This is a genomic window from Acinetobacter sp. WU_MDCI_Abxb74 (genome assembly GCF_025513915.1).
In the GTDB taxonomy this organism is placed as follows: Bacteria; Pseudomonadota; Gammaproteobacteria; order Pseudomonadales; family Moraxellaceae; genus Acinetobacter; species Acinetobacter calcoaceticus_C.
In genome coordinates this window covers 85,495-97,953 of the sequence record NZ_JAHPRP010000007.1, presented here as the reverse complement: position 1 = coordinate 97,953, position 12,459 = coordinate 85,495, and the positions used below count along the sequence as shown (strand labels likewise).

The window sequence follows — 12,459 nt, the reverse complement described above, 5'->3', positions numbered from 1 at the left end:
GGTTCTTTACATTACGGTCTTAAAATTTGCCTCAGGTTATTTTTCAGTTAATATGACTTTATTCTACGTAGAAAATTAGAGAAATATCGTTCGTGCATCCATACGCTCCTAATTTACAGCGCGTTTTATTGTTTGGGCTGTTTTTTATTTTGATTTTTTTAGGATTTAATATCCTGAAATATTTTATTGTTCCTGTACTTTGGGCTGCCATCATTGCTTATATGACTTGGCCTATTTATTTAAGAATTCAGCGTTTTTTTGGAGAAACCCGTAATACTTTAAATGCAACACTAATGATTAGCCTAGTCATTTTGGTTGTTGGTGTACCTTTTACATGTGCTATTTTTATTTTGCAGCATGAAGGGCGCAACTTATATTTTGACTTACAACGACAGGTTTTTTCAGGACATTTAAGTGTTCCTGATTTTATTCGCGAGCTTCCTTTTGTTGGAAAAGAAATTTCTCGCACCCTCAATGAGTTAAATAACGATCCTAATAGTACCATTCAGAACATTGCAGCTTGGGTACAAAGCCATTTAAGTTATGGCCGTGTGCTGCTTGGTGAAATTAGTAAAAATATTGTTAAACTTGGCTTTGCCGTATTTAGTCTCTTTTTCTTTTACCGTGATGGTCAACTCATCTTAACTCAGGTGAGTAAAGCATTAGAAATGGTTATCGGTCCCCGCATTCACCATTATCTTGATACGATTTCTGAAACGACTCGTGCGGTAGTCTATGGCGTCGGTTTAACTGCCATTGCTCAAGCTTTTTTAGCTGGATTAAGTTATTTCGTAGCAGGCGTACCAAACCCAATGGTACTCACCATTGCTACTTTCATATTAGCTTTAATCCCATTTGGTACACCAATTTCCTATTTAGGCGTCGGCCTATGGTTGTTCTCTCAGGGACAAACCATGGAAGCCATTGGCGTGATCGTTTGGGGTGTGGTAATTGTTAGTAGTTCAGATAACGTAATTCGGCCTCTTGTTATTTCGGGCGCGACTAAAATTCCATTCTTACTAATTATGTTTGGTGTGTTGGGCGGTATTGCTAGTTTCGGATTGGTAGGTTTGTTTATTGGTCCTGTAATTTTGGCTGTTTTATTGGCAATTTGGCGTGAATGGTTACATGAAACTATTGAACCTGAACCAATGCCCAAAACAACCATGATTTATGATCCTGAGAGCGAATCTTCTAATCATAAAGAGTGACATACTTATTTAATTTAAAAATGTTTCAAGATACAAAGTGACTATTTAAATTAACTTGTAGGCTAGGCCTTCCTTTGTTTGAATCAAACAATCATATATATTTATAAGGACATCCAATCATGCAGACTTTTAATAAAATTGGCGCAGTCTTTGCGCTTACAGCATTTTTTGCAGTCGGCTGTAGTTCAGTCACAAAAACTGTATCCGATACGGCTCACGCGTTAACTACAATGCATATGAAAAAAGTGGTAGATGTAAATGAAGTTACAGCAAATGGTGTTGGTAAAAAATTAGGTACTATTAGCTTTCAAGATAGCGACAAAGGTTTAATTATTACCCCTGCTTTAGCTGACCTACCAAGCGGTACTCGTGGTTTCCATATTCATGAAAATGCTTCTTGTGCACCTGCTGAGAAAGATGGAAAACTTGGAGCGGCTTTAGCTGCTGGTAGTCACTATAATCCTAACCAAGCTCCTCATCACGGTACCCCAACGACTGGTCATTTAGGCGATCTACCCGCGTTAGTGGTCGATAATACTGGTGTTGCAACCACTGCTGTAATTGCACCTCGCTTGAAACTTGCAGATATTCAAGGCCGCGCAATCATGATCCATGCGGGAGGCGACAATTACTCTGACTCACCTCTACCTCTCGGCGGTGGCGGAGCACGAATTGCATGTGGCGTGATTAAATAATTTATTTATCTATTACATTGTGGGTATCTAAAAAGATATCCACAATTTTGTTACTTTATTGATCACTATCATTTCCTTTACTCATAATAAAATCTTAAAAAATTGACTGACTTTTATAGATAAAAAGAATAATATTTTTGAAGTAATAAAAATTTAAAGTTACATACTGCTTTCTCACGTATTCTCTAATTTAGAACAAAAGCCGTGAATTATTTGACCCAAATATTTAATAGTTTTAAGACGAACTCGATTTTAATTTATTGCCTGCAAATTTTGATTGTACTCACAGGCACAACTTTAGGTTTGCTTTCACTAGGCCATAACGAGCTTATTGTTCCTGTGACTTTAGGGGCAATTGCAGCAGCGTTAACCGACTTTGATGACCGTTTAAGTATTCGATTACGCAACTTAGTCTATGTCTGCCTGCTATTTTTTACAGTCAGTAGCATTCTTGGATTTCTCGCTCCCTACAAAATTTTCTTTATTTTATATCTTTCTCTTTCAAGTGCTTTTTTCATTTTATTAGGAGCGTTAGGGCAACGTTATGCCACAATTTCGTTTGGCACTATTTTGCTTTCCATTTACAGCATGTTCGGTTTAGGAGAATATGCTCATTGGTATCAGCAACCCACCTACTTTGTTTATGGAGCTTTGTGGTACGGTTTCACCTCTATTTTATTTTTTATTATTAAACCTACACTTCCCTTACAAGATAAACTCTCACAAATTTTTAAAGAAATTTCTGGATTACTTCAAGCCAAAGCACGTTTGTTTGATCCCGACAATAAAGAAAATGTAGAACAGCTCTTATATGAATTATCCCTACAGAATACACAAGTTGCTCAAAGTCTGAATCAAATACGCAGCTCCCTACTCACTCGGTTGAAGGCTTCACGGGTGAGTAATAAAAGTATTTATTGGCTAAACCTGTATTTTTTTGCACGAGACATTCACGAACAAGCCACCTCTAATTACTTACATTACGAACATATTCAACAGAATTTTAGCCGTAGTGATCTTATTTTCCGTTTCCAAAAAAATCTGCGCCTACAAGCACAAGCTTGTCAGGACTTAGCTCAGTGTATTTTATATAATCGGCCATATCAGCCATCGCAAGAAAGCCAGACAGGATTAAATCACCTTGAGAGTTCTTTAAAGGACTGGATACAACAACATCCACAAAATTTTGAAGTTAAAAATTTAAGGCTCATTTTTGATAATTTAAAAGGAATGCATGAACAGTTTGAACAACTGCAATATGCACAGCCCTTCCCTGAAAATAATACCCAAACAAGGCAAGAGCACTTAAATTTACTTGATGATGATATTCAAGGATTTTCAGATCTGATCTTGAAACTTCGGCAACAGCTTACCCCACAATCTGCATTGTTCAGACATGCGATACGAATTGCAGTCGTTTTCGCCGCGGGCTATGCCATTTCCTTATTACCCTTTGCTCAGCATGGCTACTGGATTTTACTGACTAGTTTATTTGTTTGTCAGATTACTTATTTTGCAACTAAAAGCCGCCTTAAGCTTCGAACAATTGGGACATTAATCGGTGTTTTATTAGGAATACCCATTTTATATTTTGTACCGAGTATTGAAGGCCAGTTAATCATTACGATTATTTGTGGAGTATGCTTTTTTTACTTACGGCAAAAGAAATATGCCTTGGCCACCCTTATGGCTACCCTCATGGTGCTATTAATTTTTAATTTAAAGGGTGCAGGCTATAGCATTATTTTACCTCGCCTTATAGATACGCTATTAGGCTGTTTTATTGCATGGCTCGCTGTAAGTTTTATATGGCCTGATTGGAATTTTCGCAATATTCCTAACAATATTAAGAAAAGTAGCAAAGCGACGCTTGACTATTTCAATGTGATTGTGGAGCAATACCAATATGGCAAAAATCAAGACCTAGAGTACCGTCGAATTCGTCGTGCTGCCCATAATGCTCAAATTGAGCTATCAAACATGATCTCAAGCTTAAGTGCCGAGCCCAATCCTAATCCAGAGCTCATTCATTATGCTTTCCGTTATTTGGTTTATAGCCACAGTCAACTCAGCTATGTGGCAGCGTTAGGCAGTCAACGACAAAAAATTGATGAAGAACAAGTTTTACAATTATTACTGCGTTGTCAGCAAATTCTTAGTCAAAGCGTACTTGGGCAGTCACTACCCGACAACACACATATTGAGCAAACATTGCAAGAAATTCGAGGCCTAACCACTCATGAACAACTTTCCGAGAAATATACATTAGTCTTGAAACAAATCAGTTTATTATTAGAAACATTACCAGAATTGCTAATGCTTAAAGACAAACTTTTAGAGCAAGAAATTAAATAGCTATAACACTTTATTGAGGATAAAAATGTACTTTCCAAAGATATATAAATTTCTTTGTGCCACTTTTTTATTGCTGAGTAGCACATCATATGCATTTGAAATAAATGATTTAAAAAAGATTATAGAGTGTCAATCAGATCAGGAAACTTATACCAATTTTACTTCTGAATATGATGAAAATTTATCAGCACTTGGTTTTAAAAAAGTTGAGGATCCAGAACAGCCTTTCATCTATTTATATAAAGCAGCTCAGCCCATTCAATTATTTGGTATTAAAACTCATGAAATTGCTTTGGCGGGTCAAGGCATAGTCGCCGTTTTCCGAAATGCAAATGTTAATCAACTTTCGAAAAAATTTGATATACCTCAACATCCGGACTTTAAAACATTACCTTTTTTTAGAGGTGTTCGCACCGTCAAGACAGAGCCTGCAACAGCAGATTCTTTTACTGTTTATCATAATCTCAACTTATCAGAAATGACCGGAAAAAGTCCGATGACATTATTAGGTTGTACCTATGAAACAGACCGTGAAGAAATGGAAAAAATGTTAAAAGAATAGTTAAAAAAAATACCGGAATATAAATTCCGGTATTTTTAAATTAATCATTCCCTTGCAGCTTTCTTTCTTGCATTTCCTGTTTTAAAGCATTACGTGGCTGGGTAAACCAGAGCGCAATAAATGTAAATGCAGATAAAGCAAAAGCTAATAAATGAAATTGCGTATAGAGATAACGTACTAGCTCAATCATGGCAAAGAAGCTCATCATAAGTAGCATCGAAACGGCTGCCGCAACGGTTCCTTTTGATACTTCAGATGACATCAGAGCAAAGCGATATAAAACTGAAAAGCTAATTCCCTCACCAAAACAGATGAGTGTCATGCCCGTAAGCAAACAAGGAATTAAATAGGTTTGCCATATCACGCCCAAGACCAAAATCAGAGTACCAATCAGCATAATAGGTAAACCAATCAGGATGGTTTTGCCCAAAGCTAAACGGTCAATAATTTTAATTAAGACAATATTCCCGACAATTAAGCCTAGAAATACCGGAAATTGAGCTAAACCATATTGCACACTCGTTAGCTTCAATTCATCTACCAATATAATTGGAGATAAAGCAATCCAAAGCATTAAAGGCATACCCACCAAAGGTAAAGCAAGGCTTAAACCTAAAAAGCGGCTGTTACTAAACACTTTTTTAAAATCATCAAAAAGATAACTAAAAGGTTGCTTGGTAACACTGACCTGCTGATTTGGCATTTGTTTTTTCAAACCGATCCAACTGAGTAATGCCAATACAGCGATAGCTACAAAGCCCCAATGCCAAGACACATAATCAATTAAGAAAGCGCCGAGTACGGGGCCCAACAAAGGCGCAAGCAATGAAATATTTGCCATGAGTGCCATGACTTTAATTGCATCACGTTCAGCAAAGTTTTCTTGAATGGCAGCATAACCAACGGCTGAGATTACGGTTAAGCCTATTCCTTGCAAAAACCTTAATGCCAGAAATTGTTCTATTTGTCGCGTTAGTAAAATTAAAAAGCAGCATAAAGCAAAGAATAAAACTCCTGCCAACAAGACTTTTTTACGCCCGAGACGATCTGACAAAGGCCCAAGTAACCATGCAACCGAGGCACCGCCTAATAAGTAAAATGACATTGAAGACGGTGCCCAAGTTGCACTTACACCAAAATCTTCAGTAATTGCCAACATCGCTGGCTGAATCAGGTCATTACCAATATAAACCGCAAATTCAAATAGCACTAAGGCCAAAGGAAACATCAACGTTGTACGGTTCAACGTTGTCGTTTGAATATTTTTCATGAGTTGTACACTTCAAAATAGCGGCCATATGTCTCTACAACTACATATAAAATAGGATGTAGTCATGATGATGACAGTATGGTCAATCAATCTTTAATTAAGTTTTTATATGCCGTGAGAGTGCATGTTTAGAATGTGAAACACCGTATTCACAGGGTGTCTAAGAATAGAAAAATTATATGGCGTGAGATTTGATAATTTTTACCAGTTGGCATAATTACCGAGCGCAACAATAGCATTTTTTGAATTGCTCAGCAATCAGACAATTATAAGAAGTTTAAACGTTATTCTTTTACCGACAGCCATACTTTTTTATTGTGAATAACCTTAGAGTTATCCACATCTTTAATAAAAATTAATCATTAAGGACAAGGATTAACTTGGAAATCTGGGGTTTCCTGTCCTTTCGTACATTGATAACTTTGCTTTTTATTCACAATTTTCCAGACTTGCTGATCTCGCTTTAATAAATATTCAGTCCGTGTTTTTGACACCGCATCTGGACTAGGTTCTGTTTTCAAAATGATAACTTGTGCATTCAAGGGATCATCGGCAGCATTCATTTGCTGTGAAATGTCCAAATTACTTGCATCATTTAGAAGATCGGGTTGATCGAGTAATACGGCTTGTATCGGGCTATCAGCAAGTTGAGCAGAAGAATTTTTAGCTGGAGCACAAGCTGTTAGCATGGTTAGACTAAAAATAACCAATAAACTCATTTTTCTCATATGTAATCTCTTCGCTCTACTCAAACTTAATGCTAAAGCTCACAAATATTTTTTTCCGTAGCACTTTGTAAGTAAGATCAAATCTCTTGATATTATTCAATTAAGTTTATTTAACAACTAAAATTTATATTTAATTATTGATTTTTAATCAACAATATTTTTCCAATTCATGCATTTTTCTATAAGAGTAAATTCCGTAAAGTACGCTGCGTATTGAAGAATTTAATTAGAGTAACTCCCATGAGTAAGATTTTAGTGATTAATGGTGCCAAGCAATTTGCACATTCAAATGGCGAATTAAATGACACATTAACCACACTAGCAACCTCACACCTCACTGAACTCGGACATGAAGTTCAAGTCACTCGTGCAGATAGCAATTATGATGCAGAAAGTGAAGTCGAAAAGTTCTTATGGGCTGATGTCGTGATCTATCAAATGCCGGGCTGGTGGATGGGCGCTCCTTGGACTGTAAAAAAATATATTGATGATGTATTTACCGTTGGTCACGGTTCACTCTATGCAAACGATGGGCGTAGCCGTTCTGATGCCGCAAAAAAATATGGTTCAGGTGGTTTAATTCATGACAAAAAATATATGCTTTCATTAACATGGAATGCCCCGATGGAAGCATTTGATGATGCAGATCAATTTTTTAACGGCGTGGGTGTAGATGGTGTGTATTTGCCATTTCATAAGGCGAACCAGTTTTTAGGTATGGACACACTTCCTACCTTTATTGTTAATGACGTAATTAAAATGCCTGACGTTAATAGTTATGTTGAAGAATATAAAGCCCACTTAAATAGCGTATTTGCAGCAGCTTAATAAGGAAAAATCCATGCTTACTATTATTGCGGAAATTCATACTAAATCGGGTGGACAGCATCGCCAAAACGTATTGGATGCATTTCAAAAAATCATTCCAACTGTTTTAGCAGAAGATGGTTGCCATGGCTATGAGCCTTTGATTGATCACATATCACATGCCAGTTTCCAAACCAAAGAGCCTGATACAATTGTGATGTTAGAAAAATGGGCAAGCGTTGCCCATCTTGAAGCACATTTGGCTACACCTCATATGCAAGCACATCATGCAGCAGTTAAAGATGATGTAATTGATGTGAAAATTAAAATTTTAGAAAGTGGCGTATAATTTAGCCCATAAAAAAGACGATATATTTATCGTCTTTTTTATTTTTAAGAACAAAGCTGTGTTTGGAACCCTCTAGAGCCTTTACCTCTCGCACATTGATAGCTCTTTTGCTTATTTTGCAATTGCCACTTTTCATCAACCAATTTAAATGCATACTCTGTTCGAATTGCAGAAACAGAGTCGTCCATTAAACCTGTTTGAATGACAGTAATACGAGAAACAGTTGGTGATTCCACACGGTTAAACACTTGCTGAACTGAGGTATTGTTGTGCTCTTTTACAATCTCAGGTTGAGATTTAAGTACTTGTTGCATTGGGGTTTCGGCCCCCACAAAAGGTATGAATTTACTGGTTGTCGCACACCCAGTGAAAAGTCCAGCACAGAGAGCTGAAATTAAAAATAAACGTTGCATTTTTATCACCAAAAACAGAAGCCATAGCTTTATGATGCTATGCCTTGATCGGTTACTCTATAGAAACTATGTAGTTCTAAAGATGACTAATCACTTAAAGATCAAATAATTTATCCTGTTCACCCAACCTTAATGATCATGATTTGATAAAATTAATTTCTATTCCCTCTAATAAATAGGATCATCCATGCAATTGACTTATGCAGGGCAAGTTTTCTTGGTAGTCGTTGCAATTTTAATGGTTTGGTCATTTGTGCTTACCAAGTTTTGGATCAAGCGTTTAGCTAAAAATCGTAAAAGCAGTAAATTTGAATTCGCATATTTATTCGCAGTCGTTTTTAGTATTAGCGCTTTATTTTTCCCTTTTACGTATTGGGTTTCGCAAGCAGTATATGGTTTAGCGACTAAACCAAGTTACGATGCAACTGTAGTGAACTATACCTCTGAATGGGTCGATACTGAACGTACAGACTCCAATGGGCGTAAATATAAAACTAAAACCCTCATGCACACCGCTCAGGTTCAGTTCAAAGATGATCAAAACAAAACACTAACTTTAGATAATTCAGTCCGCTCCGGTGATGTACCGGTAGTGGGAGAACATATTACTGTTGTTTATGAAAATGGTGATCACACCGCGCAAGAAAAGAGTTGGCGCACTATTCTACTGTTTACAGCCGCGTTATTTATGCTGTTTATTTTAGGTTATGTGTTGCTCATGATTATTGCCTATAGCTTCAATCGGAACATGGAAACCTACAAAACATTTGCTAGCATTTTAATTTTTAGAGTAACGCTTCCGTTAGGCACAACGGCGATGTTTGCAATGTTGTCTTATACTATTTTTGCCTATTTCTTTTTAGGTAATCCGCGCAATTTGCCTGTATGGGCCATTGGACTTTGTAGTTTCTTTGCTCTTTGTCTTTTACCGCTGATTTATCATATTTTGACGGGTTGGAAAGCTTATAAAAAATGATAGATTTAAAAAAAAGCGCACCTTTCGATACGCTTTTAATAGAGATTCTTTTATCTAACCAAGTATTAAAGATCAAATAATTTACCCGGGTTCATAATCCCGTTCGGGTCAAACGTCAACTTCAATGCTTTCATATATTCAATTTCTTCAGCTGAACGAGAATATTCCAAATATGGTTTTTTCGTCATGCCTACGCCATGCTCAGCAGAGATTGAACCATCGTATTTTTTAACGGTATCGAACACATATTTATTCACAACCTGACACTTCGCAAAGAACTCATCTTTGGTTAAATTTTCAGGTTTTAAAATATTTAAGTGCAAGTTACCGTCACCAATATGACCGAACCAGCAAATTTCAAAATCAGGATAGTTGTCTTGAACAATTGCATCAATTTCACGAATAAATGCAGGTACGTGAGTAATTAATACTGAAATATCATTTTTATATGGAGTGAACGGCGCGATTGATTCAGAAATATCTTCGCGTAAACGCCACAAGCTTTCTACTTGGTCTAGGCTCTGGCTCATTACACCATCAAGTACCCAACCCTGCTCCATGCAATGCTCGAAAATTTCCATTGCTTTATCGATAATCGGCTCATATGGAGCTTCAAACTCAAGCAATACATAGAACGGACATTCAGTTTCAAATGGGCGTTGTACATGACCATTATTTAAAACTTTTTGCATCGCAAGTTCACCAAAGAACTCAAATGCAGTTAAGTCGATATCTTTTTGGAAAGCATGTAATACAGGCATTACTGCATCAAAATCAGGAACACCTAAAACTAAAACTTGTAAGTTTTGCGGTTGACGCTCAAGTTTAATTTCTGCTTCAGTCACTAAACCTAATGTACCTTCGCCACCAATAAATAAATGCTGTAATGCATAACCCGTTGCATTTTTAACCATGCCTTTGTTTAAACGTAAAATATCACCTTTACCAGTGACAACGGTTAAACCAAGTACCCAGTTACGTGTCATGCCGTATTTAATTACTTTGATACCACCGGCATTAGTTCCAATATTTCCGCCAATCTGGCTAGAACCCGCTGACGCGAAGTCAACTGGATAATACATGCCTTGTTCTTCAGCATAATTCTGCAATTGCTCAGTCACAACACCAGCTTGCACTCGAACCATACGATCTGCTGGGAAGAACTCAAGAATCTGGTTCATCTTGTCCATGCTAATGACAATTTCACCATTGGTTGCAACAGCACCAGCAGAGAGACCAGTACGGCCACCTGAAGGCGTAATTGCGATATTAAACTGGTTTGCAAGCTTCACAACAGCTTGAACTTGCTCAGTGGTCGATGGAAAAACGATGACCGATGGGTTCGGATTAAAATGCTTAGTATGATCTTTACCCCAGTTTTCGAGACTATCAGCATCGGTTTTAATGCGGTTTTCACCGACGATTGCTGTTAATTGGGTAAGTAACTCAGGTGTTAAAGCGACTGGAGCATTCATCGTTTGCAGACCTAGCAAGAAGTAAACTGTGGTGGGACTATGGCGCCCTATTTCTTACGGTTTAAACCCGAATAAGAGCCATAATGTTCTGGGAACAACTATATTCTACATGCAACAGCACAAGCGATAAAGTTCAGAATAGAGATACTGTCACTACAAAACATGTTTAACGTTCATAAATGACTTTTTATGAACCTTCAAAGTATCAATATTTTTTAAGTTAAAATGACAAGTACATTTTGAGACTGTCAACAAGCCATAAATAGAAGTGATTAGATATAGATAAAATTGCCATAAGATCACGGCGCAAACGAAATATCTATAGTACCGACCATTATGTTATGATAGCGCCACCAAATTTGGCCTTTGTAGCGGAGCCGTAATGAGCCAACATCTTTCACTACCTAAAGATAAAATCCGTTTCCTTTTGTTAGAAGGCGTTCACCAAAACGCAGTCGATACTCTAAACGCTGCGGGTTACACCAATATTGACTATCGCAAAACTGCACTTGAAGGCGAAGCGCTAAAAGAAGCGGTTAAAGATGCTCACTTTATTGGTATTCGTTCGCGTACCCAATTGACTGAAGAAATTTTCGAAGCTGCAAATAAATTGATCGCAGTGGGCTGTTTCTGTATCGGAACAAACCAAGTTGATCTTAAAGCAGCAATGGCACGTGGTATTCCTGTATTTAACGCACCGTATTCAAATACGCGTTCGGTTGCAGAACTTGTACTTGCTCAAACGATTCTTCTTCTTCGCCGTGTTCCTGAAAAGTCAGCGGCTTGTCATCGTGGTGGTTGGGACAAATCTGCTGTGGGTTCTTTTGAAACTCGTGGCAAAACTTTAGGTATTGTGGGTTACGGTTCCATCGGTTCTCAGCTTTCTGTTCTTGCTGAAAGCTTAGGTATGCATGTGATTTATTACGATGCAGTGACTAAATTACCAATGGGTAATGCTCGCCAAGTTGGTTCGTTAGACGAACTCTTAGCGACTGCTGATGTTGTTACATTACATGTGCCTGATGTTCCATCTACACGCAACTTCTTCACTAAAGCACAATTTGCAAAAATGAAAGAAGGCGCAATCTTCCTAAATGCTGCACGTGGTACATGTGTAGTAATTGAAGATTTAGCAGATGCAATCAAGTCTGGTCATATTGCTGGTGCAGCGGTTGACGTATTTCCTAAAGAACCAAAAGCAAATGGTGAAGAATTTGTTTCTCCACTTCGCGGCTTAGACAATGTGATTTTGACTCCTCACGTTGGCGGTTCAACCATGGAAGCGCAAGCAAACATCGGTTTAGAAGTTGCAGAGAAATTTGTTGCTTACTCTGACAAGGGTATGACGCTTTCTGCGGTGAACTTCCCAGAAATCGCGTTACCATTGACTGCTGGCCAACACCGTTTATTGCACATCCACAAAAACGTACCGGGCGTATTGTCTAAAATCAACAATTTGTTTGCTGAGCAAGGCATCAACATTTCTGGTCAATCACTCATGACTAAAGGTGACATCGGTTACCTCGTAATGGACGTTGACGCTTCTGCTTCTCATGAAGCTTTAGATATGTTGCATGAAGTTGAAGGTACAATTCGCGTGCGTGTATTGTTCTAATAC

The 12,459-nt window shown here is 37.6% G+C and carries 12 protein-coding genes; 8 read left to right on the top strand and 4 right to left on the bottom strand.

The features are described from left to right. The first annotated feature begins 92 nt into the window (after positions 1-92). The 4 genes from KTH84_RS12845 to KTH84_RS12830 all read left to right on the top strand — a co-directional run bounded on the left by KTH84_RS12845 (position 93) and on the right by KTH84_RS12830 (position 4,823). On the top strand, positions 93-1,211 hold the full coding sequence (locus tag KTH84_RS12845) for an AI-2E family transporter (protein WP_133971551.1): 1,119 nt from the start codon (positions 93-95) through the stop codon (positions 1,209-1,211). A 119-nt stretch (positions 1,212-1,330) separates the two neighbouring features. Beyond that, a complete protein-coding gene (sodC, locus tag KTH84_RS12840; RefSeq protein ID WP_202743322.1) occupies positions 1,331-1,906 on the top strand; it encodes a superoxide dismutase family protein in 576 nt (191 codons plus the stop codon). A gap of 204 nt (positions 1,907-2,110) precedes the next feature. Next, on the top strand, positions 2,111-4,261 hold the full coding sequence (gene yccS / locus KTH84_RS12835) for a YccS family putative transporter (protein ID WP_262473441.1): 2,151 nt from the start codon (positions 2,111-2,113) through the stop codon (positions 4,259-4,261). 25 nt (positions 4,262-4,286) lie between these two features. Further along, a complete protein-coding gene (locus tag KTH84_RS12830; RefSeq protein ID WP_262473439.1) occupies positions 4,287-4,823 on the top strand; it encodes a hypothetical protein in 537 nt (178 codons plus the stop codon). A 40-nt stretch (positions 4,824-4,863) separates the two neighbouring features. Here KTH84_RS12830 and KTH84_RS12825 read toward each other — a convergent pair whose 3' ends face one another. Both KTH84_RS12825 and KTH84_RS12820 read right to left on the bottom strand, forming a co-directional pair. Next, a complete protein-coding gene (locus KTH84_RS12825) occupies positions 4,864-6,093 on the bottom strand; it encodes an MFS transporter (protein WP_262473437.1) in 1,230 nt (409 codons plus the stop codon). A gap of 362 nt (positions 6,094-6,455) precedes the next feature. After that, a complete protein-coding gene (locus KTH84_RS12820) occupies positions 6,456-6,821 on the bottom strand; it encodes a hypothetical protein (protein ID WP_202743326.1) in 366 nt (121 codons plus the stop codon). 240 nt (positions 6,822-7,061) lie between these two features. Between KTH84_RS12820 and KTH84_RS12815 the strand changes: the two genes are divergently transcribed. Both KTH84_RS12815 and KTH84_RS12810 read left to right on the top strand, forming a co-directional pair. After that, a complete protein-coding gene (locus tag KTH84_RS12815; protein WP_262473433.1) occupies positions 7,062-7,649 on the top strand; it encodes an NAD(P)H-dependent oxidoreductase in 588 nt (195 codons plus the stop codon). Between the two features lie 13 nt (positions 7,650-7,662). Further along, positions 7,663-7,977 carry a putative quinol monooxygenase gene (locus KTH84_RS12810; protein WP_262473432.1) on the top strand — a complete coding sequence of 105 codons (315 nt, stop codon included), beginning with the start codon at positions 7,663-7,665 and terminating at the stop codon, positions 7,975-7,977. Positions 7,978-8,021: 44 nt separating this feature from the next. Here the strand turns inward: KTH84_RS12810 and KTH84_RS12805 are convergent, their stop codons facing one another. After that, on the bottom strand, positions 8,022-8,390 hold the full coding sequence (locus KTH84_RS12805; protein ID WP_262473430.1) for a hypothetical protein: 369 nt from the start codon (positions 8,388-8,390) through the stop codon (positions 8,022-8,024). A gap of 187 nt (positions 8,391-8,577) precedes the next feature. On the opposite strand from KTH84_RS12805, the gene KTH84_RS12800 reads away from it, so the two are divergent. Then, the gene (locus KTH84_RS12800; RefSeq protein WP_262473429.1) at positions 8,578-9,366 is read left to right on the top strand and encodes a xanthine permease; all 789 of its coding nucleotides are present in this window, start codon (positions 8,578-8,580) and stop codon (positions 9,364-9,366) included. A gap of 65 nt (positions 9,367-9,431) precedes the next feature. Here KTH84_RS12800 and KTH84_RS12795 read toward each other — a convergent pair whose 3' ends face one another. Continuing rightward, positions 9,432-10,841 (bottom strand): FAD-binding oxidoreductase, encoded by a 1,410-nt coding sequence (locus KTH84_RS12795; RefSeq protein WP_262473427.1) that lies wholly within the window; start codon positions 10,839-10,841, stop codon positions 9,432-9,434. Between the two features lie 382 nt (positions 10,842-11,223). Between KTH84_RS12795 and serA the strand changes: the two genes are divergently transcribed. Beyond that, positions 11,224-12,456 carry a phosphoglycerate dehydrogenase gene (gene serA / locus KTH84_RS12790; protein ID WP_042895382.1) on the top strand — a complete coding sequence of 411 codons (1,233 nt, stop codon included), beginning with the start codon at positions 11,224-11,226 and terminating at the stop codon, positions 12,454-12,456. Positions 12,457-12,459 lie beyond the last annotated feature (3 nt).

Bases quoted from the DNA above. Each gene is read 5' to 3' on its own strand.
- sodC (WP_202743322.1), top strand. From the start codon at position 1,331: ATGCAGACTTTTAATAAAATTGGCGCAGTCTTTGCGCTTACAGCATTT.
- KTH84_RS12830 (WP_262473439.1), top strand. From the start codon at position 4,287: ATGTACTTTCCAAAGATATATAAATTTCTTTGTGCCACTTTTTTATTG.
- KTH84_RS12825 (WP_262473437.1), bottom strand. From the start codon at position 6,093: ATGAAAAATATTCAAACGACAACGTTGAACCGTACAACGTTGATGTTT.
- KTH84_RS12820 (WP_202743326.1), bottom strand. From the start codon at position 6,821: ATGAGAAAAATGAGTTTATTGGTTATTTTTAGTCTAACCATGCTAACA.
- KTH84_RS12815 (WP_262473433.1), top strand. From the start codon at position 7,062: ATGAGTAAGATTTTAGTGATTAATGGTGCCAAGCAATTTGCACATTCA.
- KTH84_RS12810 (WP_262473432.1), top strand. From the start codon at position 7,663: ATGCTTACTATTATTGCGGAAATTCATACTAAATCGGGTGGACAGCAT.
- KTH84_RS12805 (WP_262473430.1), bottom strand. From the start codon at position 8,390: ATGCAACGTTTATTTTTAATTTCAGCTCTCTGTGCTGGACTTTTCACT.
- KTH84_RS12800 (WP_262473429.1), top strand. From the start codon at position 8,578: ATGCAATTGACTTATGCAGGGCAAGTTTTCTTGGTAGTCGTTGCAATT.
- KTH84_RS12795 (WP_262473427.1), bottom strand. From the start codon at position 10,841: ATGAATGCTCCAGTCGCTTTAACACCTGAGTTACTTACCCAATTAACA.
- serA (WP_042895382.1), top strand. From the start codon at position 11,224: ATGAGCCAACATCTTTCACTACCTAAAGATAAAATCCGTTTCCTTTTG.